22 protein-coding genes are annotated in these 25,108 nt (G+C 35.5%); 16 read left to right on the top strand and 6 right to left on the bottom strand.

Going from position 1 to position 25,108, the window contains the following annotated elements:
• Positions 1-84: 84 nt before the first annotated feature.
• Genes AC4BB2_RS12255 through AC4BB2_RS12240 form a run of 4 tightly spaced genes read left to right on the top strand, consistent with a single transcriptional unit; the run spans position 85 to position 5,436 of the window.
• Positions 85-1,317 (top strand): metallophosphoesterase family protein, encoded by a 1,233-nt coding sequence (locus tag AC4BB2_RS12255; protein WP_490473182.1) that lies wholly within the window; start codon positions 85-87, stop codon positions 1,315-1,317.
• Positions 1,314-4,010, top strand: coding sequence for an AAA family ATPase (locus AC4BB2_RS12250; RefSeq protein WP_490473181.1), 2,697 nt, complete (start codon positions 1,314-1,316; stop codon positions 4,008-4,010). The genes AC4BB2_RS12255 and AC4BB2_RS12250 overlap by 4 nt, the downstream gene beginning before the upstream one ends.
• Before the next feature lie 2 nt (positions 4,011-4,012).
• A complete protein-coding gene (locus tag AC4BB2_RS12245; RefSeq protein WP_490473180.1) occupies positions 4,013-4,957 on the top strand; it encodes a 3'-5' exoribonuclease YhaM family protein in 945 nt (314 codons plus the stop codon).
• A gap of 17 nt (positions 4,958-4,974) precedes the next feature.
• The gene (locus tag AC4BB2_RS12240; RefSeq protein WP_490473179.1) at positions 4,975-5,436 is read left to right on the top strand and encodes an ASCH domain-containing protein; all 462 of its coding nucleotides are present in this window, start codon (positions 4,975-4,977) and stop codon (positions 5,434-5,436) included.
• A 46-nt stretch (positions 5,437-5,482) separates the two neighbouring features.
• Here AC4BB2_RS12240 and AC4BB2_RS12235 read toward each other — a convergent pair whose 3' ends face one another.
• The 3 genes from AC4BB2_RS12235 to AC4BB2_RS12225 form a co-directional block, all read right to left on the bottom strand.
• A complete protein-coding gene (locus tag AC4BB2_RS12235) occupies positions 5,483-6,490 on the bottom strand; it encodes a peptidylprolyl isomerase (protein WP_490473178.1) in 1,008 nt (335 codons plus the stop codon).
• Between the two features lie 338 nt (positions 6,491-6,828).
• On the bottom strand, positions 6,829-7,170 hold the full coding sequence (locus AC4BB2_RS12230) for a YtxH domain-containing protein (protein WP_490473177.1): 342 nt from the start codon (positions 7,168-7,170) through the stop codon (positions 6,829-6,831).
• Positions 7,170-7,598: an HIT family protein gene (locus tag AC4BB2_RS12225; RefSeq protein ID WP_490473176.1), complete on the bottom strand. Its 429-nt coding sequence runs from the start codon at positions 7,596-7,598 to the stop codon at positions 7,170-7,172. The genes AC4BB2_RS12230 and AC4BB2_RS12225 overlap by 1 nt, the downstream gene beginning before the upstream one ends.
• Before the next feature lie 136 nt (positions 7,599-7,734).
• On the opposite strand from AC4BB2_RS12225, the gene AC4BB2_RS12220 reads away from it, so the two are divergent.
• The 5 genes from AC4BB2_RS12220 (at position 7,735) to trmB (ending at position 12,340) form a co-directional block, all read left to right on the top strand.
• Positions 7,735-8,472, top strand: a complete 738-nt coding sequence (locus tag AC4BB2_RS12220; RefSeq protein WP_490473175.1) for an ABC transporter ATP-binding protein — start codon at positions 7,735-7,737, stop codon at positions 8,470-8,472.
• Between the two features lies 1 nt (position 8,473).
• The gene (locus AC4BB2_RS12215; RefSeq protein WP_490473174.1) at positions 8,474-9,691 is read left to right on the top strand and encodes an ABC transporter permease; all 1,218 of its coding nucleotides are present in this window, start codon (positions 8,474-8,476) and stop codon (positions 9,689-9,691) included.
• Between the two features lie 2 nt (positions 9,692-9,693).
• Entirely contained in the window at positions 9,694-10,557 is an 864-nt protein-coding gene (gene dat, locus AC4BB2_RS12210; RefSeq protein ID WP_490473173.1) for a D-amino-acid transaminase, read from the top strand.
• Between the two features lie 233 nt (positions 10,558-10,790).
• Positions 10,791-11,570, top strand: a complete 780-nt coding sequence (locus AC4BB2_RS12205) for a phosphotransferase family protein (RefSeq protein WP_490473172.1) — start codon at positions 10,791-10,793, stop codon at positions 11,568-11,570.
• A 122-nt stretch (positions 11,571-11,692) separates the two neighbouring features.
• Positions 11,693-12,340: a tRNA (guanosine(46)-N7)-methyltransferase TrmB gene (trmB, locus tag AC4BB2_RS12200; protein ID WP_490473171.1), complete on the top strand. Its 648-nt coding sequence runs from the start codon at positions 11,693-11,695 to the stop codon at positions 12,338-12,340.
• Between the two features lie 47 nt (positions 12,341-12,387).
• Here trmB and AC4BB2_RS12195 read toward each other — a convergent pair whose 3' ends face one another.
• Positions 12,388-12,726, bottom strand: coding sequence for a PepSY domain-containing protein (locus AC4BB2_RS12195; protein ID WP_490473170.1), 339 nt, complete (start codon positions 12,724-12,726; stop codon positions 12,388-12,390).
• 272 nt (positions 12,727-12,998) lie between these two features.
• On the opposite strand from AC4BB2_RS12195, the gene pepA reads away from it, so the two are divergent.
• From pepA to ytpR, 4 genes are all read left to right on the top strand, one after another.
• Entirely contained in the window at positions 12,999-14,075 is a 1,077-nt protein-coding gene (gene pepA, locus AC4BB2_RS12190) for a glutamyl aminopeptidase (protein WP_069635767.1), read from the top strand.
• Positions 14,076-14,085: 10 nt separating this feature from the next.
• Complete coding sequence (locus AC4BB2_RS12185; protein WP_490473169.1) at positions 14,086-14,397, top strand: thioredoxin family protein; 312 nt, start codon at positions 14,086-14,088, stop codon at positions 14,395-14,397.
• Between the two features lie 42 nt (positions 14,398-14,439).
• The gene (locus AC4BB2_RS12180) at positions 14,440-14,895 is read left to right on the top strand and encodes a universal stress protein (RefSeq protein WP_490473168.1); all 456 of its coding nucleotides are present in this window, start codon (positions 14,440-14,442) and stop codon (positions 14,893-14,895) included.
• A 180-nt stretch (positions 14,896-15,075) separates the two neighbouring features.
• A complete protein-coding gene (ytpR, locus tag AC4BB2_RS12175; RefSeq protein WP_490473167.1) occupies positions 15,076-15,693 on the top strand; it encodes a YtpR family tRNA-binding protein in 618 nt (205 codons plus the stop codon).
• Between the two features lie 56 nt (positions 15,694-15,749).
• Here ytpR and AC4BB2_RS12170 read toward each other — a convergent pair whose 3' ends face one another.
• Positions 15,750-16,034 (bottom strand): hypothetical protein, encoded by a 285-nt coding sequence (locus AC4BB2_RS12170; protein ID WP_490473166.1) that lies wholly within the window; start codon positions 16,032-16,034, stop codon positions 15,750-15,752.
• A 188-nt stretch (positions 16,035-16,222) separates the two neighbouring features.
• Positions 16,223-17,542 (bottom strand): S1C family serine protease, encoded by a 1,320-nt coding sequence (locus tag AC4BB2_RS12165; protein ID WP_490473165.1) that lies wholly within the window; start codon positions 17,540-17,542, stop codon positions 16,223-16,225.
• 423 nt (positions 17,543-17,965) lie between these two features.
• Here AC4BB2_RS12165 and rlmH point away from each other — a divergent pair, with 423 nt between their 5' ends.
• The 3 genes from rlmH to AC4BB2_RS12150 all read left to right on the top strand — a co-directional run bounded on the left by rlmH (position 17,966) and on the right by AC4BB2_RS12150 (position 24,824).
• Positions 17,966-18,445, top strand: a complete 480-nt coding sequence (gene rlmH / locus AC4BB2_RS12160) for a 23S rRNA (pseudouridine(1915)-N(3))-methyltransferase RlmH (protein ID WP_490474700.1) — start codon at positions 17,966-17,968, stop codon at positions 18,443-18,445.
• Positions 18,446-18,836: 391 nt separating this feature from the next.
• Positions 18,837-19,973, top strand: coding sequence for an LPXTG cell wall anchor domain-containing protein (locus tag AC4BB2_RS12155; RefSeq protein ID WP_490473164.1), 1,137 nt, complete (start codon positions 18,837-18,839; stop codon positions 19,971-19,973).
• An 885-nt stretch (positions 19,974-20,858) separates the two neighbouring features.
• Positions 20,859-24,824, top strand: coding sequence for a BspA family leucine-rich repeat surface protein (locus AC4BB2_RS12150; RefSeq protein ID WP_490473163.1), 3,966 nt, complete (start codon positions 20,859-20,861; stop codon positions 24,822-24,824).
• Positions 24,825-25,108 lie beyond the last annotated feature (284 nt).

The raw sequence follows: 25,108 nt of genomic DNA, 5'->3' as shown, positions 1-25,108 counted from the left end.
AACAAATTTTCGTATATTATTACTGACCAATTCCTCATAAAATGATATGATTGAGTAAGAGAATTAGGACAAGAGGAGGATCTAATGAAAGTATTGCATACGGCAGATTTACATCTGGATCGGTCTTTTGAAGGCCTAAAAAATATTCCGAAACAAATCGTTGATAAACTTCAGCTGGCTAACCAGCAAGTGGTCAAATCGATTGTTGATATAGCGATAAGAAATCAGGTGGATGTAGTTATCTTTGCAGGGGATACCTTCCATCAAAGTCGAACGTCAATTAGGACTCAGGCATATTTTATTGAAGAAATGAAACGTTTGGAACAGGCAAAAATTTCTGTAATCATGACATTTGGTAATCATGATTATTATGTATCAGAGCGATACTGGTTTGATTTTCCAAAGAATCTATTTCTTTTTCGCAGTGAACAAGTTGAGACCCATTATTTTATGACAAAGAATCAAGAAAAAGTAGCAGTCTCAGGGTTTAGTTACGAGCATTCGTGGATCAACGAGAATAAACTACCTGCTTTTCCTTTGAAAGATCCAACAGCAGATATTCATATCGGTATCTATCATGGAGATACGACGAACAATGGTCAGCAGAATTATGCACCGTTTTCATTTAGCGAAATGAAAACAAAGGGCTATGATTATTGGGCGTTAGGTCATATTCATCAACCGCAAGTAATGAGTGCAGATCCATTGATAGTCTATCCGGGAACTCCGCAAGGTCATACAAAAAAAGAGCGGACAGTTCAAGGTGTAGCAATCGTTTCGGTAGAATCAGGACATGCAACTGTCCATTTTGAACCTGTGGCGCAAATCACTTGGCAAGTGGACAAGTATTCATTGAGCCAAGCTAAAAATTTGAAGGAAGCATTAATCATTCTTACAGATCTTCTTTTAAATGACGCAAAAAACGAACAACAGGTTCTTTTAAAAGAAATAAAATTGACAAACACAGCACAATTGGGAGAAGAGTTTCAGGTAGCTTACGAAAATGGAGAATTACTTCAATACCTCCAAACAACGTTATTACAGCAAACGCATCAAAGGTTATTTTTATTTCAAGTTGAAGTGCTAAATGAGGATGTTGACAAAAAAGTAATGATTGCAGCCACTCCAGAGTTGTTAAAACAACTAGAGAAAAACTACTTACAGCAGGATATATTCTCAAATACACTACAAGAGCTAGTACAGAATCCGTTATTTTCTTCTGTTGTCCAAGTCAACGAAGACTGGCGTGAACGCAGTGTTGAACAAGCAGATCAAAAAATCAAGGAAGATTTTGTTATTCAGGAGGATCAACCATGAAACTCATTGCGATAGAACTTGTTGGATTTGGCAAATGGCAACAGCATAAAATTGAGTTTCTACCTAAGAATCAATTATTATTTGGGTCAAATGAAGCGGGCAAATCAACGATTTATCAATTTATTCAAGCAATGCTTTTTGGATTTCCCGCAAAAGGCAAAAGAAAAAAAGATTATCAACCGAAAAACGGTGCAGCTTATGGTGGACGCTTATGGTTTACACATCCGATTCATGGAGAAGTTCAAGTGGAGCGGTTCAAGGGACAAAATAAAGGACAAGCAAAAGTCTATTTTAATGAGCAAATAGGTGATGAGGCAACGCTTGAAAAGATGATTTATCCGTTGACTAAAGAGTTGTTTCAAGCTGTTTTTACTTTTCAGCAAGAACAGCTTAGCCAATTGGAAAAATTAAGTGAAGAAGAATTGCAAACCTCTATGCTTTCTTTAGGTTTATCTGGAAGTCAGCAATTATTACTCAGCAGAGAAGACTATTTTAAGACCGCTCAGACGATTTATAAAGGTAAAGGGAGTCAGCCGCCGTTAAATCAGAAATTGAATGCTTATCATAGCCTACAGCAACGTATTAATGACAAAGAACAACAAGAGCGTCCTTTCCAACAATTAATTACTGAATTAGCAGATACTGAAGGACAAATTGCAGAAAAGCAGCAAACGATCCAAGAAATGAAGCAGCATTTAGCTTTGGTAGAAAAACAAGTAATGAATTTACCTTTGTATGAAGAGTTGCAGATGATTGATGAGTCAACACAAGCAACTGTGTTGGGGCGGGAAGAACAAGAATCACTGCTTTCAATCTATCAACAACATCGTTTTTTGAATGAAGAATTGACTCGTCTAAATCAAAGTATTGCAACACAAAGTGAGACGGTGGATCAAAGTGATGATTATCAGTTTTATTTAGAGGAAGAAGAACCTATTCAGCAATTGCTTAATCAGCGATATGATATTGACAAATTATTATCTGAAATCAACTGGATGACACAATCCTTACAGCAAAATCAGCAAGAGATGCTTCCGTTAGAAAAACAATGGGGATGGAATTCAGAACAGCCTCCGCAATTAACTTTTGAAGAACATACTGTCAATGAGATGAGAGAAGAGATTGTTGGCCGGACAGTGAAACTACAGAATGCTAAGACAGACTTGCAGTTACTAGAAGAAGAAATTGCGACTCGTGAACAAAATTTAAGTACATTTGAAACCGTCAATAAAGAGATGTTTCGAAAAAATCATCAACAAAAAAACAAGTCAATTAATCCATTCTTTTGCGGAACTGCATTGATTCTTTTGCTACTTAGCTTCTTTTTACCAATACCGATTCGATACCTGTCGTTCATTTTGAGTGGAGGATTTCTTGTTGCAGGATTATTACCGCTTTTTTATCAACCGAAAGACATCTATAAGAATGAAAAGCGTCAATGGCAAGAAAAGTTATCTCAATTAGATTATTTGAACGATCAATTATTGAAAATAAAAGCTGATATCCAAATGATACAGAGTGAAGAACAAAAAATGTCTCGCTTTATTGCTGAAAAAGTTAAAGAAAACCATCTAGGTCGAATGGATCAAGTGGAATTTTGGTTGACTCACCGCACAGATATTACTCGATATTTGATTTTGATCAATACCAATCAGGAGCTTGAACATCAGTTAAGGGAAGATCAAAAACGTGTATCAGATTTAGCTAAACAGACAGAGCGTTATACAGCAAAGTTACCAATTGCTGGAACCTCCTTAGGAGAAAGAATCCGTGTGATTAGCGGTTTTGCTGATAGGATGGAAAAAGTTCGTTTTGCACAAGAATACCAAGCGGATGCATACACACGCCAGACGATTCGTGAAGTAAAAGAAAAGCAACAACAAGTGATCGACCAAGCACGTCCAATGTTACATCGATTCCAAATAGCTTCTATAAATGAGATTCCAAATAAAATTCAAAGCTATCAAGAAGCCAACGCAAATCATAAACGTAAACAAGAATTACAGGGGATGTTAGTAGGATTATACCCAGAGTCCATTGAGCCAAAACAATTGCAGTCAACAGAGATTCAGTTATCGCAATCGCTTAAAGAAATGGAAGACAACATTCAACAATTGCAGAAAAAAGAGCAAAAACTACTTTATCAACGACAACAGATGTTGGCTGATGGTACTCTAGATGAACTTTATCAGGAACAAGCCATGCTTAAGACTGAAATTGAAGAGCTTGCTTTAGAATGGTCGAGTCAGCAATTAGCTGGTCAGTTATTGATGGATCTGTTAACCGAATTGTCGGAACAACAATTGCCTAATTTATTGAAAAAAGCAACGGATTATTTCCAGCTCTTAACGCAAAAAGGGTATCGCTCAATTCAGTTACAAGAAGAGCAACTAGTGGTCATTCGTGAAGATCAGCAACGATTTATGCTCCATGAATTGTCAACAGGAACAAGAGATCAAGTAATCATGGCTGTTCGATTTGCTTTTCTTTATTTGCAAGAACAACGTAGTTTGTGTCCAATTATGATTGATGATGGCTGGCTGCATTATGATAGCAAGAGAAAAGAACAGCTAGCGCAATTATTTGCCGTTTTTTCTCAACAACAGCAAGTCATTTGTTTTTCTTCTGACAAAGAAATGGTAAGCTATTATAAAGAGTTAAACCAACCAATTATAGAATTAGAAGGAGCGTAAGTATGAAAAAAATCCGTGAATTAACTGTAGACGAAACCTTTGAGCTATATCTTTTAATCAAGAATGCTGATGTGCGTATGGCCAAAAACGGTAAAAAATTTATTGCATTTACTTTCCAAGACACGTCAGGGACGATCGATGGGAAGTACTGGGATGCTTCGGAGGAAGAGATTGGTCGTTTTACAGCAGGAAATGTAATTCTTTTAAATGGGAAAAGAGAATTGTATCAAGGGAATCCTCAAGTTAAGATTATCCATATGCGTGTTGCACGCACTGATGAGCCGAATGAGCCAGCTCTATATATGGAAAGGGCGCCATTAAAACGAGAAGACATGGTTGAAGAAATCAATCAAACTGTTTTTGAAATAACTAATGCCCATTGGCAACGAATTGTTCGTTATTTATTGACACAATACCAGAAAGAATTTTTTGATTTTCCAGCTGCGAAAAGAAACCACCATGCATTTGCAAATGGATTAGCCTATCACACCGTTTCTATGCTCAGGTTAGGGAAAGTAATCTGTAAAGAGTACAACGAATTGAACGCGGCACTCCTTTATTCTGGGATTATTTTACATGATTTAGGTAAGGTAAAAGAGCTTTCTGGGGCGATGGCAACTGAATATACATTAGCAGGAAATTTGATTGGTCATCTGGTTTTGATAGATGAAGAAATCACGAAAGCTTGTATTGCGTTGAAAATTGATGAAAATGATGAAGATGTGATTGTTTTACGTCATATGGTTTTAGCTCATCATGGATTGTTAGAGTATGGCTCACCTGTTCGACCAAGAATTATGGAAGCAGAAGTTCTACATCAAATCGATAATATTGATGCTTCGATCCAAATGATGCTAAGTTCAGTTCGACAAACAGAACCAGGGGAATATACGGATCGAATCTTTGGTTTAGATAATCGTAGTTTCTATGTTCCAAAAGATATTTAAATGAGCTAGGAGAAGAAATGAACCAATCGGTGATAACATTATGGGGACGATTCAAAAAAGAATACTCAATTTCACATGACAATTATGAAGCATGGTCTTTTGGCCATTCACCAGAAATGGCAGATGAGTTGCTTGCACATGTGCTTGGAGGAGAGAAGACTGGGACCTCTTCTCTTAAAATTTTATATGAACTAGGATTGGAAACGGAAAATCTTCCGGAAGTTGGGGAGTATAGTGTGCTATTAGATGGAAATAATCAGGCTCAGGCAATCGTTTGTACAAAAGTAGTAGATATACTTCCTTATTCAAGAATATCAGAAGTACATGCTTATCTTGAAGGAGAAGGAGATCGGACACTTGCGTATTGGCGCAGTGTACACCGCCCCTTTTTTGAAAAAGAATTAGAAGATTATCAATTAACCTTTTCAGAAGATATGTTAGTTGTATATGAACTTTTTGAACTTGTTTTCCAAAAATAGAACAAACAAAAAAAGAGATGGCATCATCTCTTTTTTTGTTTGTGTATTATTTAGAAGATTCTTCAGTTTTGCTTGATGATTCTTCTGTCTTACTTGAAGAGTCTTTAGATTCTTTTTTGTCTTTCTTAGAAGAGTCTTCAGATTTTTCAGAGTCTTTTGTTTGGATTAAACCAGCCATTAATTCTTTGAAGGTGTCGTCTTTCATTTTAACGTTAGCTTCAGATAATTCATCAGAAATTACTTTTTGTGTGAACGCTTGGTCAGCTAATTTATCTGTTTCAGCAATTTTTTTCAACTCTTTTTTGTAAGGAGCCATGTCATTGCCTTTTTCTTTGTTTTTAACCATTTTTACAATAAAGTAAGATGATTGGTAACCAGTAGCGTCAGTTGCTTGAATTGGTTCAGAAACTTCACCGTCTTTTAATTTGAAAGCTGCTTCTTTTACTTGAGCTGCAACAGTTTGAGTTTGAGAATCAAATTTCACTTTGCCGCCATCTTTTTTAGTCGCTGCATCAGTTGATTTTTCTTTAGCGATTTTTTCAAAGTCACCGCCATCAGTTAATTGTTTTTTGATGTCTTTTGCTTCATCTTCAGTCGCAACTTGGATGAGTTGTGCTTCTACTTCTGGATGGAATGATGCCCAAGCAGTTTTTAAATCAGCATCAGTAACTTTCACGTGTGCTTTTAGACCAGCTTCATAAGCTAGATTTTTTTTGATTTGTTCTTTATAACTTTTTTCAGTAAGACCCGCTTGTTTTAATTGTTCTTCAAAGTTAGCACCTTGATCTGTAATGCTTTTCTTTGATTCATCATATTTAGCTTGAACGTCTTTGTTTGAGACATCTTTACCATATTTTTTATCAAATACTTTTGAAATAATCATTTGTTGAACAACTTGTTGACCAGTTTGGCTTGATTTCACTTGATTATAGAAATCATCAACAGTGATTGCTCCGCCTTTCATTGTTGCGATGTCTTGTGAACCGCCTGAACAAGCAGCTAATGCAAAAATACTGAATACGCCTGCTGCAGCTAAGATTAATTTTTTCTTCATTCTGTTAGCACTCCTAAGTTTGTTTTATTTTTTATTATGTAGAAATTAATTCTCACGGTTATAACTATACCACACTATGTTTCATAAAAGAAATAGCGAAGTCATACTTTCAATAAATTTTCGAATTTAGGACACAATTTCATCGATAAAAATGACTGATTTTACGAAATTTAGTCTAAAGTGAATAATTGAAATGCTTCATTTATTCAGCTATTAGCTGAATAAGTGAGGGGAAAAGTCTTTTTAATAAAGAAATAATCGATTTCACATCTTTTTTTTAGATTTTAGGGAAATGAACGAGGATGAAATAAATAAATTTACTTCATCCTCAAAGGCGTTTAGTCAATTTCTGGCATCTCGGGTAATTCAGACTGGATTTTTTCAACTTGTTCTTGGATTTGATCTAGTCTAGGCTCTGCTTGGAACATAAAGTTTTCAACATCTCGGGTCACTCCATCGATAAATGGATCAATATAGATTTCTGCTGCTTCTTGTAAAGCTGCGGCAGATTCTTTAAATTGATCTAACTTCTCGGAAAAGTCTTCTTTTAAATCAGACCAATCATCTATTTCATCTATAAATTTTTGGCGTGTTGCTTTACCACTTCTTGGAGCGAAAAGAAGGCCACTCGCAGCACCGACAACTGCACCAAATAAAATTCCTTTAGAAAATTTTCCCATTATTTTTCCACCTGCTTCGCAATTTTTTCTGCTATTTCTTGCATTTCTTCAGAAGAATAAGTCTCTTGATTGTTTCCAAAGTGAATAGAGAAGTCATCTGATTTTCCATAACGGGGAATCAAATGAATATGAGAGTGAAAGACGGATTGATAGGCTAGTTCTTTATTATTATTGATAATATTCAATCCTTGCATCTCTGGAAAAGCTTGTTCCAAGCCCCGTGCTACTTTTGGGACACGGGCAAAGACTTCACCAGCCAACGCTGGCTCATAGTCAAAGATGTCTGTTACATGTTCTTTTGGAACGAGTAAAGTATGTCCCTTGGTCACTTGGGTAATATCTAAAAATGCATAAACTTTATCATCTTCATACACTTTATAACTAGGAATTTCTCGATTGATAATTTTACAAAAAATACAATCTGTCATGTTGTCCCTTCTTTCTTTTTACTCTTTCTTTTACTTTACCATACCTTGAATTTTATTTGGGAGAAAAAGTTCATGAAACCTTCAAAAAGTTCGTGTTATAATAGATTAAAGATAAAAATTAGTTGGAGGGAACAACATGAGTTTAGTAATTGAACACTTAACAGGCGGTTATGGTCATATTCCTGTTTTAAAAGATATTAATTTTGAAGTGAAATCTGGTGAAATGGTTGGCTTGATTGGGTTAAATGGTGCTGGTAAGAGTACGACAATCAAAAATGTGATTGGTTTGTTAACACCACAAAAGGGCAAAATTTCTATTGATGGAGAGACATTGAAGCAACAACCAGAAAACTATCGCAAAAAAATCGGCTATATTCCGGAGACCCCTTCTTTGTATGAAGAATTAACATTACGGGAACATATTGAAATCACGGCAATGGCTTACGATATTCCCATTGAAGAAGCTTTTAAACGAGCAGATTCTTTATTAAAAACGTTCCGATTAGAAAATAAATTAGACTGGTTTCCTGCTAATTTTTCAAAAGGGATGAAGCAAAAAGTAATGGTTTTATGTGCATTTTTGATTGAACCAAGTTTGTATATTATTGATGAACCCTTTTTAGGACTAGATCCTTTGGCTATTCATGCGTTATTGGAGTTAATGGATGAGATGCGTAATCAAGGGGCTGCGATCTTGATGTCTACTCATATTTTGGCAACTGCTGAACGATATTGTGATCGATTTGTAGTCTTACATGATGGCGAAGTTCGAGCTGTTGGATCAATGGAGGAACTGCGGAAAGAGTTTAATTTACCTGGATCTTCATTAGATGATATTTATATCGCACTAACAAAAGAAGAAAAGGTGGGGTAGTATGTCTGGATTTTTTGGCATTCGTTTAACACGCCACTTGAAAAAAATGATGAAGTATATGCGTTATGTATTTAACGATCATTTTATTTTAGTTTGTGTCTTTTTACTGGGGGGACTAGGTTTTTACTATTCTCAAGTGTTGAAGACTTTACCAGTGAATTTTGTTTGGGGTCGGCCGATTGTGTTGATTTTTTGGCTAGCTTTACTTCAGATCGGACGTATTGCTACGTTAGCACAAGAGGCGGATAAAGTATTTATTTTACCGAAAGAGCCTGAGATGAATGGGTATTTGAACCGGGCTATTCGTTATTCTTTTTGGTTGCCGTTTGTTGCGCTATTCTTGATGGGTGGTATGTCAATGCCCCTTGTAGTCGTTTCGACTGGTTGGGCATTTTCAACATTTTTCTATTTTATTGTTATGCTAGGGATTTTAAAGGCTAGCCATTTACGCTTGCAGAAATATGAGCTATATCAAATTTCTTCAAATGAGCGTCGTTTCTGGTTTGCTCTTTGGCTCATGTCTAGTTTGTTGATTATTGCGCTTAGTTTATATGCCTTGCCACTGATAGGAGTTTTAGGTGCAGTGGTACAAGTGGTATTTTTCTATCTGATATTAAAGAAAAAAGAACAAGTTGTGTCTTTAGACTGGGAAACAATGATTCAAAAAGAAAAAAATCGAATGCATCGTATTTATCAGTTTATTCATTTATTTACAGATGTGCCGGAAATTTCTAGTAGCGTAAAACGTCGGAAATTTCTTGATCCACTGTTAAGTAAAATCAAAAAAACAAGTCAAAATACGTATTTATATCTCTATGCACGCAGCTTTTTAAGAGGATCGGAATACAGTGGATTGTTTATTCGTTTAGTTTTGGTTGGCGGAGTAATATTATTTTTCTTGAAAGAATTTTGGATTTCAATGGGTGTATCTGTGCTGTTTGTTTATTTGATAGGGTTTCAATTGATCCCAATCTATACGCAGTTTGATTATATGGTAATGACGCATTTGTATCCTGTATCAAATGGGCAGAAAAAGCAAGCTGTGAGTAAGTTAGTGACGGTGTTACTATTTGTTGCAGCAATGTTGTTTAGTATTTTTGTGTTGATTGCGCTGCCTGACAGCAAAGAAGGTTTGCTGATTGTAGGTGCATTGATCGTTGAAGTGTTCGTATTCGCTAAGTTTTATGTTCCTTATCGTTTGAAAAAAATGGAGGCTTAATGATGCATATTTTATGGAATGATCAAATCGTGAAACGCGAAGAAGTAAAAATCGATATTGAAGATCGCGGCTATCAATATGGTGATGGATTATATGAAGTTGTTCGTGTGTATAATAGTCACTTGTATATGCTGGAAGAACATTTAAATCGTTTATGGAGCGGTGCTGAAAAAATCAGAATGACCTTGCCTTTTTCAAAAGAAGAACTAACAGTTAATTTAAAAAAATTAGTTGAAATGGAAGGAATCAAAGAAGGTAAGTTGTATTTTCAAGTGACACGTGGAATTGATTCGCCAAGAAATCACGTTTTACCTGATCCTAAAAAGGTTAAAGGAGTTTTAACCGCTAATATCATTTCTTATGAACGTCCTGTGAAAAAAATGGAAACTGGGATTACAGTTTCTGTTGTACCTGATACCCGTTGGTTACACTGTGATATCAAGTCACTAAGTTTGTTAGGCAATGTGATGTCATTAGATGATGCTCGTCGTAAAGGCTTTGATGATGCAGTACTCGTACGAGATGACAAAGTGACAGAAGCTTCGGCTGCAAATTTTTGGGTAGTGAAAGATGGGACGATTTATACTCATCCAGATGGGAATTTGATTTTATCAGGAATCACAAAAATGAAAATTTTAGAATTAGCTAGAGAGTTGAATATTCCGGTAATAGAAGAAGCTGTTTATGAAGAAGAACTGTTTACAGCAGACGAATGTTTTGTTTCAGGATCGTTGACTGAAATCGTGCCTGTTGTAAAAGTGAATGATCATATCGTTGGAACGGGTGAACCTGGGAAAATCACGAAACAACTAATAAATGCGTATATTGCTGCCGTTGATACAGCGTGTGGAATTTCAGAAAGTTAGTCTAACTGTTAGAAGCGCAATAGAGATGCTTGACGAAGTACGATATGGAAGCTAAAATGATAAGTACTGTAAATGATGTAGTTACTTAGCATAACGAGCTAGTTTCTCGGAAAAAAGATGAATCATTCCGGTGATAAAAAGCATCACAAAAATGATTCTCTATTTTTCAGACGAGACAGAACGAGCCCGTTCCGCTTTTATTTAAATTGTGTTAAGAATAGGAGATAATTTCCATGGCATTTCAGTTGGATAAGGAATGGCGCTTGCAGCCAATAAAAGGCGCAACTGGCCAAACTTTCATGGGTATACGTGCGACTGAAAGAGTATTTATTAAAAGAAATACTTCGCCTCTTTTAGCCGCTTTGTCTAAAGAAGGAATTGCCCCTAAGTTGGTTTGGACCAAACGAACAGTAACTGGAGACATTTTAACTGCACAAGAATGGTTGGATGGTCAGGTTTTGAAAGGCCAAGAAATTGGTCAAAGAAATGACGTGGTGGACGTGCTTTACCATTTGCACCATTCGCATATGTTGAAAAAAATGTTGGAAAAAATCGGCGGACAAATCCAGACTCCTGGGATGATGCTTCAAACATATGGTGAAAAATTGCCAGCGGAACTTCAAAAGAATACGTATCTTGAGAGAGTGTACCTTTATTTGCAAGAAAATATACCAAACTATTCTGTTCATAATTATATGGTGGTTCATGGAGACGTTAACCACCGAAATTGGATCGTGTCCAATAATTATTTGTATTTAGTTGATTGGGATTCAGTGATGATTGCTGACCCAGCACTGGATTTAGGAATGTTGTTAGGACACTATGTTCCCCGAGAAAGCTGGAATAAATGGCTATTGTCATATGGTATGCGTCCAAGTGAAGAGGCACTGACTCGAATTAAGTGGTATGCTTTATTTAATTTCCTACAAGAAATACTCCGTCACTATCAATCAGGTGAAATACGGGAAATGAATACAGAAATTTTGAAACTGAAACAAGCTTTTGGGTATTAAAGAGGCTGAAAAAAGCAGTTGTTTTTTTCTAGCCGTTCATTTGAATAATAGAGGGCAGCACAAAACAGCAGTGTTTTGTACTACCCTCTTAAAATTTGCTATAGAGGAAGGGAACATAGAATATGCGAATGAGAAAAAGACATGGAGCGGCTGAACTTTTGGCTAGTCATCCTGAATTGGTTGTAGATGAGCCTGCCAAGTGGCAAGGTCGTTGGGCAGAACGTTTTGGAAATAATCATCCTATCCATATTGAAATAGGTTCTGGTAAGGGACAATTTGTGGTAGGAATGGCAAAAGCGAATCCAGGAATCAATTATATTGGAATCGATATGCAGTTGAGTGTCCTTTCGATTGCTTTAGAAAAAGCCTTGGTAGAAGATTTGCCTAATTTACAATTGCTTCATGTGAATGGTGAAGAGTTAACGGAATATTTTGCTGAAAATGAAATAGACCAAATTTACTTGAACTTTTCTGACCCTTGGCCAAAAACACGGCATGAAAAACGTCGTTTAACATATAAAACATTTTTAGCAACAGATGAAAAAATTCTAAAATCCAATGGAGAAATTCATTTTAAAACAGATAATCGCGGCTTGTTTGAATATTCATTAAGCAGCTTTTCAAAATACGGTATGATCCTTGAACAAGTTTGGTTAGATCTTCATGCCAGTAGCTATGAGGGAAATATCATGACAGAGTATGAAGCGAAATTCTCTGCTAAAGGTCAGCCGATTTATCGTGTAGAGGCAAGGTTTCAAGCTGAAAAATAGAAAAAAGCGTTAGATTTTTTTATAAAAATCTACGCTTTTTTGTTTGGCTATTTTAATCGGTTTACATCGATTACTGTACCAGTATATGCATCAGCAATGAATTCATATTGCACCATAATACCATCTTCTAAACGTGAAATGCCACCGTTGTAGGTTTTTGAATGAACGGCAAATTTACGTAATGGTTTTTTCTCAAATTCAATCCATGAGCCTTCAATAGGTCCTTCTTTTAGAAATGCATCTTTAACGTTTTCTAAAACTAGATCAGCATCTAATGTACGTTTCTTATGAAACCATAGTGTTGATGCAATTCCACTTATGATGCCGATACTCACACCAATTGCCAAGCCACCTTTAAAATAGCTTAATTCATTTTCTTCATTCATGGGGAATAACCTCCGAGTATTTTTCAAATGTTTGCTAAAAACCTTCAGCGTTATCTCTATTCTAACACAATGTATGAAAATATCGAAAAACAAAAAACGTGGGCAATTGAAAAAATTTGCGTTATAATGAAAATGAAATCATATGAAAGGAGTATCTGCCGTTTTTGTTAGAATATAATGTTATTTTTTAGCAAAAAAGAAAGGTTATCCCTGAATAAGAAACTAAGTTGATTTAACTTTGTTTAGCAGGATAGCTGGCAGATAATACAACGATGGAAGAAAAAACATTTCAACGCATCAAAGAACTAACAGAATTACAAGGGACAAGCGGATTTGAAGATGATATTCGTGCGTATATGAAAAAAAATATGGCACCATTAGTAGACGAGATTCAATATGATGGTTTAGGTGGTATATTTGGCTTGAAGAGAGCTAAAGAACTAGATGCACCTCGTGTTATGGTTGCTGCTCATATGGATGAAGTTGGTTTTATGCTAACTCAGATCAAAGATAATGGACTGTTTCAAGTGGTACCTTTGGGCGGATGGAATCCGTACGTGGTATCTGCTCAACGTTTTACCTTAAAAACAAGTAAAGGGAATTATCCATGTATCTCTTCATCTGTTCCACCTCATTTATTACGTGGCACAAGCGGTCAAAAACAATTAGAAGTGACAGATATTCTTTTTGATGCTGGTTTTGAATCGAAAGAAGAAGCGGAAAGCTTTGGTGTTCGTCCAGGTGATTCGATTGTTCCACAAACAGAAACGATTAAAACGGCGAATGGCAAAAATATCATTAGTAAATCTTGGGATAACCGTTATGGTTGTACATTAGTTTTAGAAGCCTTGGAAGAGTTACAAAATGAACAACTAGGCCATACGTTGATTGCTGGAGCAAATGTTCAAGAAGAAGTTGGTTTACGTGGTTCTAAACCTTCTGTGCATAAATTCAATCCTGATTTATTCTTTGCAGTTGATTGTTCAGCGGCAGATGATATTCAAACGAAAAAAGGTACTTACGGTCATCTTGGCGAAGGAACATTGCTACGTATTTACGATCCAGGTATGATTACATTGCCTCGTGTACGTGAGTACTTATTAGACACCGCAGCAACTCATAACATTCCTTACCAATACTTCGTATCTAAAGGCGGAACTGATGCTGGCGCTGCTCATACAACAAATAACGGTGTACCAAGTACAGTAATTGGTGTTTGCGGACGTTATATCCATACACATCAAACAATGTTCAATATCAAAGACTTTGAAGCAGCCCGAGAAATGTTGATCCAAGTCTTAAAAGGTTTAGATAAAACAACGGTTAATACGATTATTTATGGAAAGTAGGGGGTAATTTATGATTATTCCAACATCCTATGAAGAGTTGGCAAGTTATGTATCCGAAGGCAAAAGTGTTTTCTTTTTCACTGCTGATTGGTGCGGCGATTGTCGTTTTATTAAACCAGTGATGCCTGAAATAGAAGCGGATTTTCCAGAATACCGATTTATTGAAGTGGATCGGGATAAATTTATGGAACTTGCATCTGAGTGGAACATTTTCGGTATACCAAGTTTTATTGTTACAGATCAAGGGAAAGAATTAGGTCGTTTAGTTAACAAAGCCCGTAAAACAAAAGAAGAAATCACAACTTTTTTAAAAAGTATTTAGTTTCATCAAGAGTTAAAATAAATCAATCGGGAGATGAGTACTGTGCTAACACAAACATATAAAAATATTTTAGTTGGTGTCGACGGCAGTGATCAAGGAAATTTAGCGTATCAACAAGCAGTGGAAGTAGCCAGAAGAAATAACGGTCGTGTGATTGTAGCTCACGTTATAGAAAATAGAGTCTACACAATGATGGGTTACTCTTCTTTGAATGATGGTTTGTTGGATCAAGAAACAGAAAGTGCTAAAGAAATATTAGCTGATTGTAGCGAGTATGCCAAAAAGGTTGATTTTACTCAAGTCGAAACAGTGTTGACTTATGGTGTGGCAAAAGAAGTGATGTGTAAAGAGTTGCCTGAAAAATACAATGTTGATCTAATCATGGTGGGTCAATCTGGTTTAAATGCAGTTGAACGCTTAATGGTTGGCAGCGTTAGTAGCTATATCATCCGTCATGCACCTTGTGACGTACTAATCGTTCATCCTGAGAACAAGTAAATATGTTGACTAGATAAAATAGGTGAAATAAGACGTTGACCGTTTTGTTTCACCTATTTTTCATAGTTACAGTAGTTAGAGGAAAAAATACCATGCAGTAAATCTATTTTTTTGTTAAGATAGGACAGGAGATATTTGTTTAGGATTTTGGAAAAAAGATAAGATGGAGGGAGTTAAAAAATGATTTTTGCTTATAATAAGGAACATGTCGGTGATGTTTTAATGATTATCGTGGCTGATGATAAAGGACAAGAAAATCGAGTACAACGCAACGGAAATATAGCACAAATAAGTGTAGCAGAAGACGGACAAGTTGTTGCTTGGAATATTTTTGATGCATCAACAGTTTTAGGAAAGATCGAAGGCTGTGGCCAAGTAGAATTAACAAAAGAACAATTGAATAAAGTGAATCAAGAAATTGCTAAAGCTGGTTTTTCTGAATCGTTAGCTGAAGATAACGAACCAAAAATCGTTGTTGGTTTTGTAAAATCTTGTAAAAAACATCCTGATTCAGATCATTTATCAATTACTCAAACGGAAGTGGATAATGGCCAAGTCTTACAAATCGTTTGTGGTGCGCCTAATATTAAAGCTGGACAAAAAGTCGTTGTGGCTAAACCTGGTGCGATGATGCCGGATGGTTTGATGATCTGGCCAGGTGTTTTACGTGGTGTGGAAAGTTTTGGAATGATTTGTTCTGCAGGAGAATTACGCTTGCCAGATGCACCAGCGAAAAAAGGAATTTTAGAGTTGCCTTTTGATGCGGTTGTAGGAGAAGCATTTCCTGTTGGTAAATAGAATAAAAAAGGTTGTGAAAAGTATATTCTCATTTTCACAACCTTTTATTTGTGTCATTAGTCACCATTATATTTAGCGAAACTTGGAGCATTTGAACGAATCTCATTTTGCTCCTCTTCTTCCAAAGCTGTAAATAATGTGCTGTCATTTAAAAAGGTATTCCACTCAGCGTACATCATAGCATTTAAAGAACCAATAGAAGGATGATCCAATACCTTTGAATTTACCCCTTCATCTGTGACAAAGTTTCCATTATCATCATATTTAGCTTTTTTTAATTCTTCTAAATCGTGTTTTTCCCCAAATAGCTTATCCCATTCTTCACGTAATTTATGAGTCATGTAAAGTCTTATTTATTCTTATTCTACATTATCACTGGATTTTTATTGCTTAAATAAAGGTGTTAAGATGCATAAGATCAAAGAGAATAATTTTGAGAAAACAAAAACTAAGTTACTGATTTCCTAAATAGTTTAGGAAAGAGCAACCTAGTTTTTTATCATTTCAAAATAAAATGAGATATTTTAGTTTATGGATTTTGCGAATTATTTGAGTTAGATGCGTTTTGTTTAATTGCTGACTGATCGATTGTTAAATCAACATCTACACTTTTTTCTTTTCCATCACGATAGAAGGTAACTTTCATTTTGTCGCCAACTTTTTTCTTGTAAAGCGCACTTTGTAATTCAGTTACAGAGTTGATTTCTTTATCATCGATTTTAGTGATAACATCATATCTTTCAAGTCCCGCTTTGTCAGCTGGAGTAGCTGTTTGAACACTACGAATAAGAACGCCCATTTGAACAGTATCAGGAAGGTTCAAGATTTCTTTTCTTTGTTGCGTTGAGACATTTGTTAATTCTTCCATTGTAATTCCGAGAGCTGGACGAGTAACTTTACCTTCTTTTTCCAATTGATTGATGATATTTACAACATCATTACTTGGAATGGCAAAGCCCATACCTTCAACACTTACTTGGCTTTGAGATTGAAGGATTTTAACAGAATTGATTCCGATAACTTGACCTTCAATGTTCACTAAAGGACCACCAGAGTTCCCTGGGTTGATCGCTGCATCTGTTTGGATTGCATTGATATTGATTGTTTGACCGTTATTTTCATTTTCGATATTTCTATTTAATGAAGAAATAATCCCTTGTGTTACAGAATTGGCATAAGCTGAACCTAATGGAGAACCTATAGCTAGAGCTGGCTCACCGATTTTTAGATTATCAGAATTACCAAATTCAGCAATTGAATCCACTTTGTCAGATGAAATTTTGATTACGGCCAAGTCTGTATAAGAATCTGTACCTACTAATTCACCTTTGACTTTTGTACCATCATGTAAAACAACTTCTAATCCTTTTGCTTGATCTACCACGTGATTATTGGTTACAACATACGCTGTTTTACCGTCTTTCTTATAAATAACGCCGCTTCCTTCGCTGGCAGCTTGTAAATCACTGCCATCAGTTTTAGAGTCATTAGATTCTTCACCGTCATTTCCACCGAACAATCCGCCAAAGCCGCTAGGGTCATTATTTTGACTAGGACTTTGTAAATTGATAATTGAAACAACAGAATCTTTCACTTTGTCTACAGCTTTAGTGACATCGCTAGTAACATCTAAATTAACATTCGTTACTTTTGTATCACCTTTGTTGTTTTTTACAGAATTCGTCGTTATTGGTGTATTAGACGAAGAGGAATTTTGACCCATGATAACATAAGCGCCACCAAAAGCTAAAGCTCCACCTAACAATCCTCCAACTAGACCAATCCCAAATTTTTTGAATAAACCATTTTTATTATTATCTGAATCAGGTGTAACATCTTTTCTTTGCATACAAGCAACCTCCTAATTAATTATCATTATTTATTATATTAAGTATAGTCTTTCAAGACAACTTTAGTCTACCCAAGAGCTTTGAATTTTTTATGAACAAGTTAGGGAGAAAAACAGATATAAATAATGAAAAAATGATCTCATCGGAATACTTATACACAATAAAGTGTGAAAAACTTTTGAAAAATAGAGGAAAACCCCTGTGAAATAGTTATCCACAAAATGTGGATAATGTGGACAAATAAACGGGAATATGTGTTTGTATCTCAAAATACTATGAAATAAAGGATATTGAGGCATAGATCTGTGGATAAGTCTGTGCATATGTGCATAACTTTGTGGGAAAGTATGTGGAAGAGTCAAAACATTCATGATAAAATTGTTAACAACTGGAAGAATAGAATAGGAAGAGACGTGAAATTGATGAAAATAAAAATCATTACTGTGGGTAAGTTGAAAGAGAAATATTTGGTTCAAGGAATAAATGAATATATGAAACGCCTGAAAAGTTATGCAAAAGTGGAAATTATTGAAGTAGCAGATGAAAAAGCACCTGAGAATTTAAGTGAATTAGAGATGGTTCAGGTTAAAGGAAAAGAAGGTGAGCGAATCTTAGCGAAAATTTCGGATCAAGATCATGTCTTTGTTTTGGCGATTAATGGGAAACAATTTAGTAGTGAGGAATTTTCGAAAGAGATTGAGCAATTGGGAATCAACGGTAAGAGTCAGTTGGCTTTTGTGATTGGTGGATCGTTAGGATTGAGTGAAGAGGTGTTGAAGAGAAGCCAGCAGCAGATGTCATTTGGGAAGTTGACTTATCCACATCAGCTTATGCGGTTGGTATTGGTGGAGCAGATTTATCGTGGGTTTCGGATTATGCGGGGGGAACCGTATCATAAGTAGGGAGATTTTTTTATTAATGCTAATAAAAATGGTTGAAAAAGACTAGATAGTTCATATTAGTTCTATCAGTCTTTGCTTTCTTTTCTAAAATGAATTTGTCTAGTTATCAAAAAAACAGCAGGATCTAACATCATTTTGAAAATTAATAAAAGCGGTCAATTTTTTTATGAGTCATATGGTTTTAGATATTGGAACTGCTATAGGCGCGGCATTTGACATCGATTTAGTTTTGAGCAATCACAGCTATTCACCATTAAATGCCTCAGCTAATTCACTGTAATTTATTAAGAAAGCCTTAAGAAAAGTATTGGAGAAATAATTTTATTTCATTTGTGTTACAATAATTACATTAAGAATACGAAAACATTACTTTTATGGAGGCGGTTTGGAAATGAAAAAAACGTTTATACTGTTAGGGATAGGTTTTTTATTGGCAAGTGGTGTTGCTTATACAACTTCTGGAGTGTATGCAGAGTCTGAAGAAATTAGTGAAGACACTGTTGAAAAAGCTGAAAGTAGTATTAATGAGGATGTACAAGTTGGGGAAACTACAGATGCTGTAACAGTTAAGGCTACTGAAGAAAAATTGAAACTGTGGGATGTTTTCTATGATAGTGCAAATATGGAAATTGTTGGGAAGACGGTTCCTTATGCAATGATAGCAGCAAAATCGTTAGATAATCCTGACCTAGCTGTAGGAATATTCCAAGCTGATGCGAATGGTTCATTTATTGTTGTTAATCCACGATCAGGAACTATCAGAATAACTGCCAGTTTGGGCGAGAAAATAAGTGACTCACTTGATGTTGAGGTAACAAAGCAAAAAGGAACACCTTCTCTAGCGATTAGAGAAACTATTTTTAATCAAAAAACAAATACATTCACGGGAAAAACAGCACCAAATGCAACTGTAAGCATGTACGTTCCTAGCACAATGGGGCAAGGAACAGTTAAGGCTGATGAGAGCGGCGTATTTACCATAGTAGATCAATTCAGTCCTGGATTGGTGATGATCTTAACTGCAAGTGATTCACAAGGGAGAACTGGAGAGCCCTATAGTTTTAGAACTTCAGGTGCGCAAGCCTTGGATTCTTTAAAAATTTTGCAAGTTGACTATAATCATGAAACAAAAACACTATCAGGGAAAACTGCGCCGAATGTTAGAGTATCTATTGATTATTTAGAAGGAACGGGGAATTCAGCTATTGATTCAGATGAAAATGGTTATTTTTCTTTAGTTGTTGAACTTAGTCCTGATAAACAGATTGTTTTAAGAGCAAATGATACAAATGGAAATTGGGGAGAAGAGTATTCTTTTACTATTCCTAAAAAATCAGTTTTGGAAGTTAAAGGATCTGAAAGCCATGCTACTAGTCAAGTAGATAAAACTAAATCAAAAGAGGGAACGAAAGGTAGTTTACCAAGTACAGGAACAATTCAAAATACTACCCTATTTGTTTTAGGAATCCTTTTACTTCTTGGGGTAATTATCGGGTATAAGAAGAAAGAAACAGTATTAAAAAAGTAAAAGTAGTCTAATAGAGGAAACATCCGTTTTTAGTGAGTTGAATCAATTGATAAAAATAAACATAATCGTAACGAAACATTACGTCTTATTAAGATGTCATGTTTCGTTACGATTTTTTTCTGTTAAAGGAATGACTATCCAATAGGGTATTTTAGATGATTGTAGCAATATTTTAGAAAAAGGAAACGTTGAGATAAAGTGAGAACCTGACGTATTCAACAAAAATCTTTTAGAAATGTACGAACGAATGATCAAATAAAAGGAATTGGTATAGGCAATCCAGAAATCGTACAAAACGATGATAATATGCTCATTTCTAAATAAGAAAAGTGTCTTAGTTACTTTATTATAAGGATAAAATGTTATTTGATTATTGCTAATAAAAAACGTGTAGTTTTCTGTTATTTGTTTAATGGCTTATTCATACTTATTTTTCAGTAAAACATGAAATTTATAGATCGAACTTTATGTTATATTTAATTTGTTGTAATTGTTATTTTATGCAGGGTGCATGAAGCTGAGAGGTGAGTTGAAAATGAAATAAACATAAAAAAATGATAAACCTTGTTGGGAGGTATTCGTTCACTGAGGACATTTCTATAGAGCCTTGTTGGCAATTGAGGGATCAAAATAATTGAATCTGAGCAATTAGAGAAACTAGCGTTAGGAGAAAAGTTGTAATCTTTCTGCGTACAGTTGCTATATAGCTTTTCCAATTAATGTAAGTCAATCATATTCTGGCAGGTTGTTCATGGCATAGGATAATTTTGAAACGTTACGTAGCAGCAAATGAGTTTCTAGATAATTATGATAGGATCGGTGGAACGTTTATTACAGAAAGAACATAGTTATGAATTAAATTACTTAAAACATAGGGGGAAGAAAATGAAAAAATTAACATTGGGACTAACAATATTTTTTGGAATGTTCTTTTTATATCCAGAAATAAGTAAAGCAGAGAGTAAGTATGATTTTGTAGAGTATGATGTGAAGACGAAGACAGAAAGAATTATTCCGTTTGATGAGAGTATGTATGAAGGAATGCCTGACGTTTTGGAAGCGAATCGACCACAAGGAATTCCTGAAACAAGAGGGATAATAGGGGAAGATGACAGAGAATTAGTGCAAGATACCAGAAAGTTTCCCTATTCAGCAATTGCGCAATTGGAATATGTGGATACAGATTATTCAACGATAGCGAGTGGTTCATTAATTCAAAAAGATTTATTTTTAACATGTGCACACGCAGTTTGGGATAAAGGTTTCTCAACAGATAAAATTATCGTACCAGGAAGAAACAGCTACTGGAATAAACCATTTGGAGAAGCCAAAATGGAAAAAATTTATATTTTAAAAGAATATATGAACAATAAACATATCGGAAACGATTTTGCATTAATTAAATTAGATAGACCTATTGGAGAAAAAACAGGCTGGTTAGGTTTAAGTCATACAAACAAAGCAGGAGAAATGTTTACAGTAAGTGGATATCCAGGGGATAAAAACTTTTATATGTATACAGAATCACAACCAATTAATGAGAGGCTCCGATATAAAGATGGTGAATATGAATTTGAAAAATTAGGCTGGGATAAAGATGAACTGTTTTATCTTCTTGATTCTGTAGGTGGTCAAAGTGGTTCACCTGTATATGATTCTAATGCACAAGTTAGTGCAGTGCATACTTCTGGAATATCTTCATCACAACCTATATATAATGGTGGATCTAGAGTTTCTAAAGAAAAATTTGCAATGGTTAATAACATCATTAACCAAAACCAAAAAGATTATGTACCTATTGAACGAATGGAAATCAAACCAAGTAAGTTAACTGTAGCAGGAGGAGAAGTCTATCAATTAAAAGCTGATATTTTTCCAAAAAATGCAACCTACCAATCAGAGGTAAAATGGAGCAGTAATAATTCATGGGTTTCAGTAGATCAATCGGGTAATGTTAGAGCTCGTTCCGAAGCTAGCGCTAAGGCAACAATAACAGCCACATCATTAGATGGTCTAGTTACCGCAACCTGTGAAGTAACTATCGTTCCAAGAAGAGTCCCCGTGGCCAGCGTTCAACTTGAACCTAAAAATGTAACATTAGAAAAAGGGGAAGAACAGCAACTAACAGCTACTATATCACCAACTAATGCAACAAACAAAGATATCCAATGGAGTAGTTCTAACGAAAAAATAGCGACGGTCACAGCTGCAGGTAATGTGACAGCAATAGCCGCAGGAACAGCAACCATCACCGCTACAACAGAAGATGGTCAAAAAAGTGCAATAAGTAAAATTACAATTGTTGACAATCTAGGGGTTAAGTGGAAATGGGACGAATCCACTCAAACGGTTACCTTTGGATCAGGAGAGTTTCCAGAAAAATTGTATTGGGGTTATAATATTCAATCACATATTGAATCTCAAAGTCGATTAAAAGGGAAAAAGATCAAGAAAATAATTTTTTCTGAACCAGTAAAACTAGTGTCAAGTGGGCGAGATTTATTTTATAATTTGTCAGAGCTAGAAAGTATAGAAGGCGGTAATTTGTTAAATACTTCGACAGTGAAGAATATGAGCGGAATGTTTATGAGTCTGCCGAAATTAAGAACCGTAGATGTATCAAATTGGGATACAAGCCAAGTGACAGATATGTCTCGAATGTTTGAGGGAGCAGTAGCCTTAGGGCAATTGGACGTGTCAAACTGGAACACAAGTCAAGTGACAGATATGTCTCAAATATTTAAGAGAGCAGTAGCCTTAGGGCAATTGGACGTGTCAAACTGGAACACAAGTCAAGTGACAAAGATGTCTCAAATGTTTGTCAATGCGTCTGTTCTTGATCATTTAAATGTATCAAACTGGAACGTAGACAAAGTAACGAGTATGTCAGAACTGTTTAACGGCACGGGCATAAAAAAATTAGATTTAACAAATTGGAATACCTTATCGGTTAAATCTATGAATAAGTTTTTACCGTCTTATCTGGAAGAACTAAAATTAGGAAAAGACATTCGCTTTCAAGGAGATACAGGTTTAAAAGAGTTGGATAAAGCTCCGTATTCAGGTTATTGGACAGGAGCAGAGGGAATTCCTCAAACGTTTAATGAATTTACCGATTTTCTTCAACAATATGATGGAACCAAAAGCGGTGAGTATGTACGTGAAAAAAATGGAACAAATTTTGGAACGGCTCCGTGGAAATGGGACGAATCCACTCAAACGGTTACCTTTGGATCAGGAGAGTTTCCAGAAAAATTGTATTGGGGTTATAATATTCAATCACATATTGAATCTCAAAGTCGATTAAAAGGGAAAAAGATCAAGAAAATAATTTTTTCTGAACCAGTAAAACTAGTGTCAAGTGGGCGAGATTTATTTTATAATTTGTCAGAGCTAGAAAGTATAGAAGGCGGTAATTTGTTAAATACTTCGACAGTGAAGAATATGAGCGGAATGTTTATGAGTCTGCCGAAATTAAGAACCGTAGATGTATCAAATTGGGATACAAGCCAAGTGACAGATATGTCTCGAATGTTTGAGGGAGCAGTAGCCTTAGGGCAATTGGACGTGTCAAACTGGAACACAAGTCAAGTGACAGATATGTCTCAAATATTTAAGAGAGCAGTAGCCTTAGGGCAATTGGACGTGTCAAACTGGAACACAAGTCAAGTGACAAAGATGTCTCAAATGTTTGTCAATGCGTCTGTTCTTGATCATTTAAATGTATCAAACTGGAACGTAGACAAAGTAACGAGTATGTCAGAACTGTTTAACGGCACGGGCATAAAAAAATTAGATTTAACAAATTGGAATACCTTATCGGTTAAATCTATGAATAAGTTTTTACCGTCTTATCTGGAAGAACTAAAATTAGGAAAAGACATTCGCTTTCAAGGAGATACAGGTTTAAAAGAGTTGGATAAAGCTCCGTATTCAGGTTATTGGACAGGAGCAGAGGGAATTCCTCAAACGTTTAATGAATTTACCGATTTTCTTCAACAATATGATGGAACCAAAAGCGGTGAGTATGTACGTGAAAAAAATGGAACAAATTTTGGAACGGCTCCGTGGAAATGGGACGAATCCACTCAAACGGTTACCTTTGGATCAGGAGAGTTTCCAGAAAAATTGTATTGGGGTTATAATATTCAATCACATATTGAATCTCAAAGTCGATTAAAAGGGAAAAAGATCAAGAAAATAATTTTTTCTGAACCAGTAAAACTAGTGTCAAGTGGGCGAGATTTATTTTATAATTTGTCAGAGCTAGAAAGTATAGAAGGCGGTAATTTGTTAAATACTTCGACAGTGAAGAATATGAGCGGAATGTTTATGAGTCTGCCGAAATTAAGAACCGTAGATGTATCAAATTGGGATACAAGCCAAGTGACAAATATGTCTCGAATGTTTGAGGGAGCAGTAGCCTTAGGGCAATTGGACGTGTCAAACTGGAACACAAGTCAAGTGACAGGTATGTCTCAAATGTTTGAGGGAGCAGCCTTAGGGCAATTGGACGTGTCAAACTGGAACACAAGTCAAGTGACAGGCATGTCTCGAATGTTTAACGGCACGGGCATAAAAAAATTAGATTTAACAAATTGGAATACCTTATCGGTTAAATCTATGAATAAGTTTTTACCGTCCTATCTGGAAGAACTAAAATTAGGAAAAGACATTCGCTTTCAAGGAGATACAGGTTTAAAAGATTTGAATAAAGCTCCGTATTCAGGCCGTTGGATTGGTTCAAATGGACAAACAAATCCCACCGTAATCTACCAAACAAGCACAGAATTCACTCAAAAATACGATGGATCACAACCAGGAACGTATGTAAGAGAACGGATAAAGTGAATATTTTAACTAGAGCAATGTAGTTATTATTGGCTAAGAATAACATCTTGTAAAGTATAGCCTGTAGGGGGGGGGATACCATCTTTTACTTATGCCAATCATCAATGCCTCGCTCAGTAGGAAGATGACTGTGACAAAAGAAGTGGAAAAGATAGTAATGTTAAATGAAACACGAAATCATTAACGAATATTCTCCTCATGAAGGAGAATAAAATAGAAAACCGCGTAAGTAGCTAATCCTAGACAAGCTACTTACGCAGTTTTTTCTTTTCGTCTGAAGTGTT

Source organism: Enterococcus sp. AAFC-DPL-5146 (genome assembly GCF_058216635.1).
Note: the sequence above shows the minus strand (reverse complement) of the source record. Positions and strands in the feature narration are given on the sequence as shown.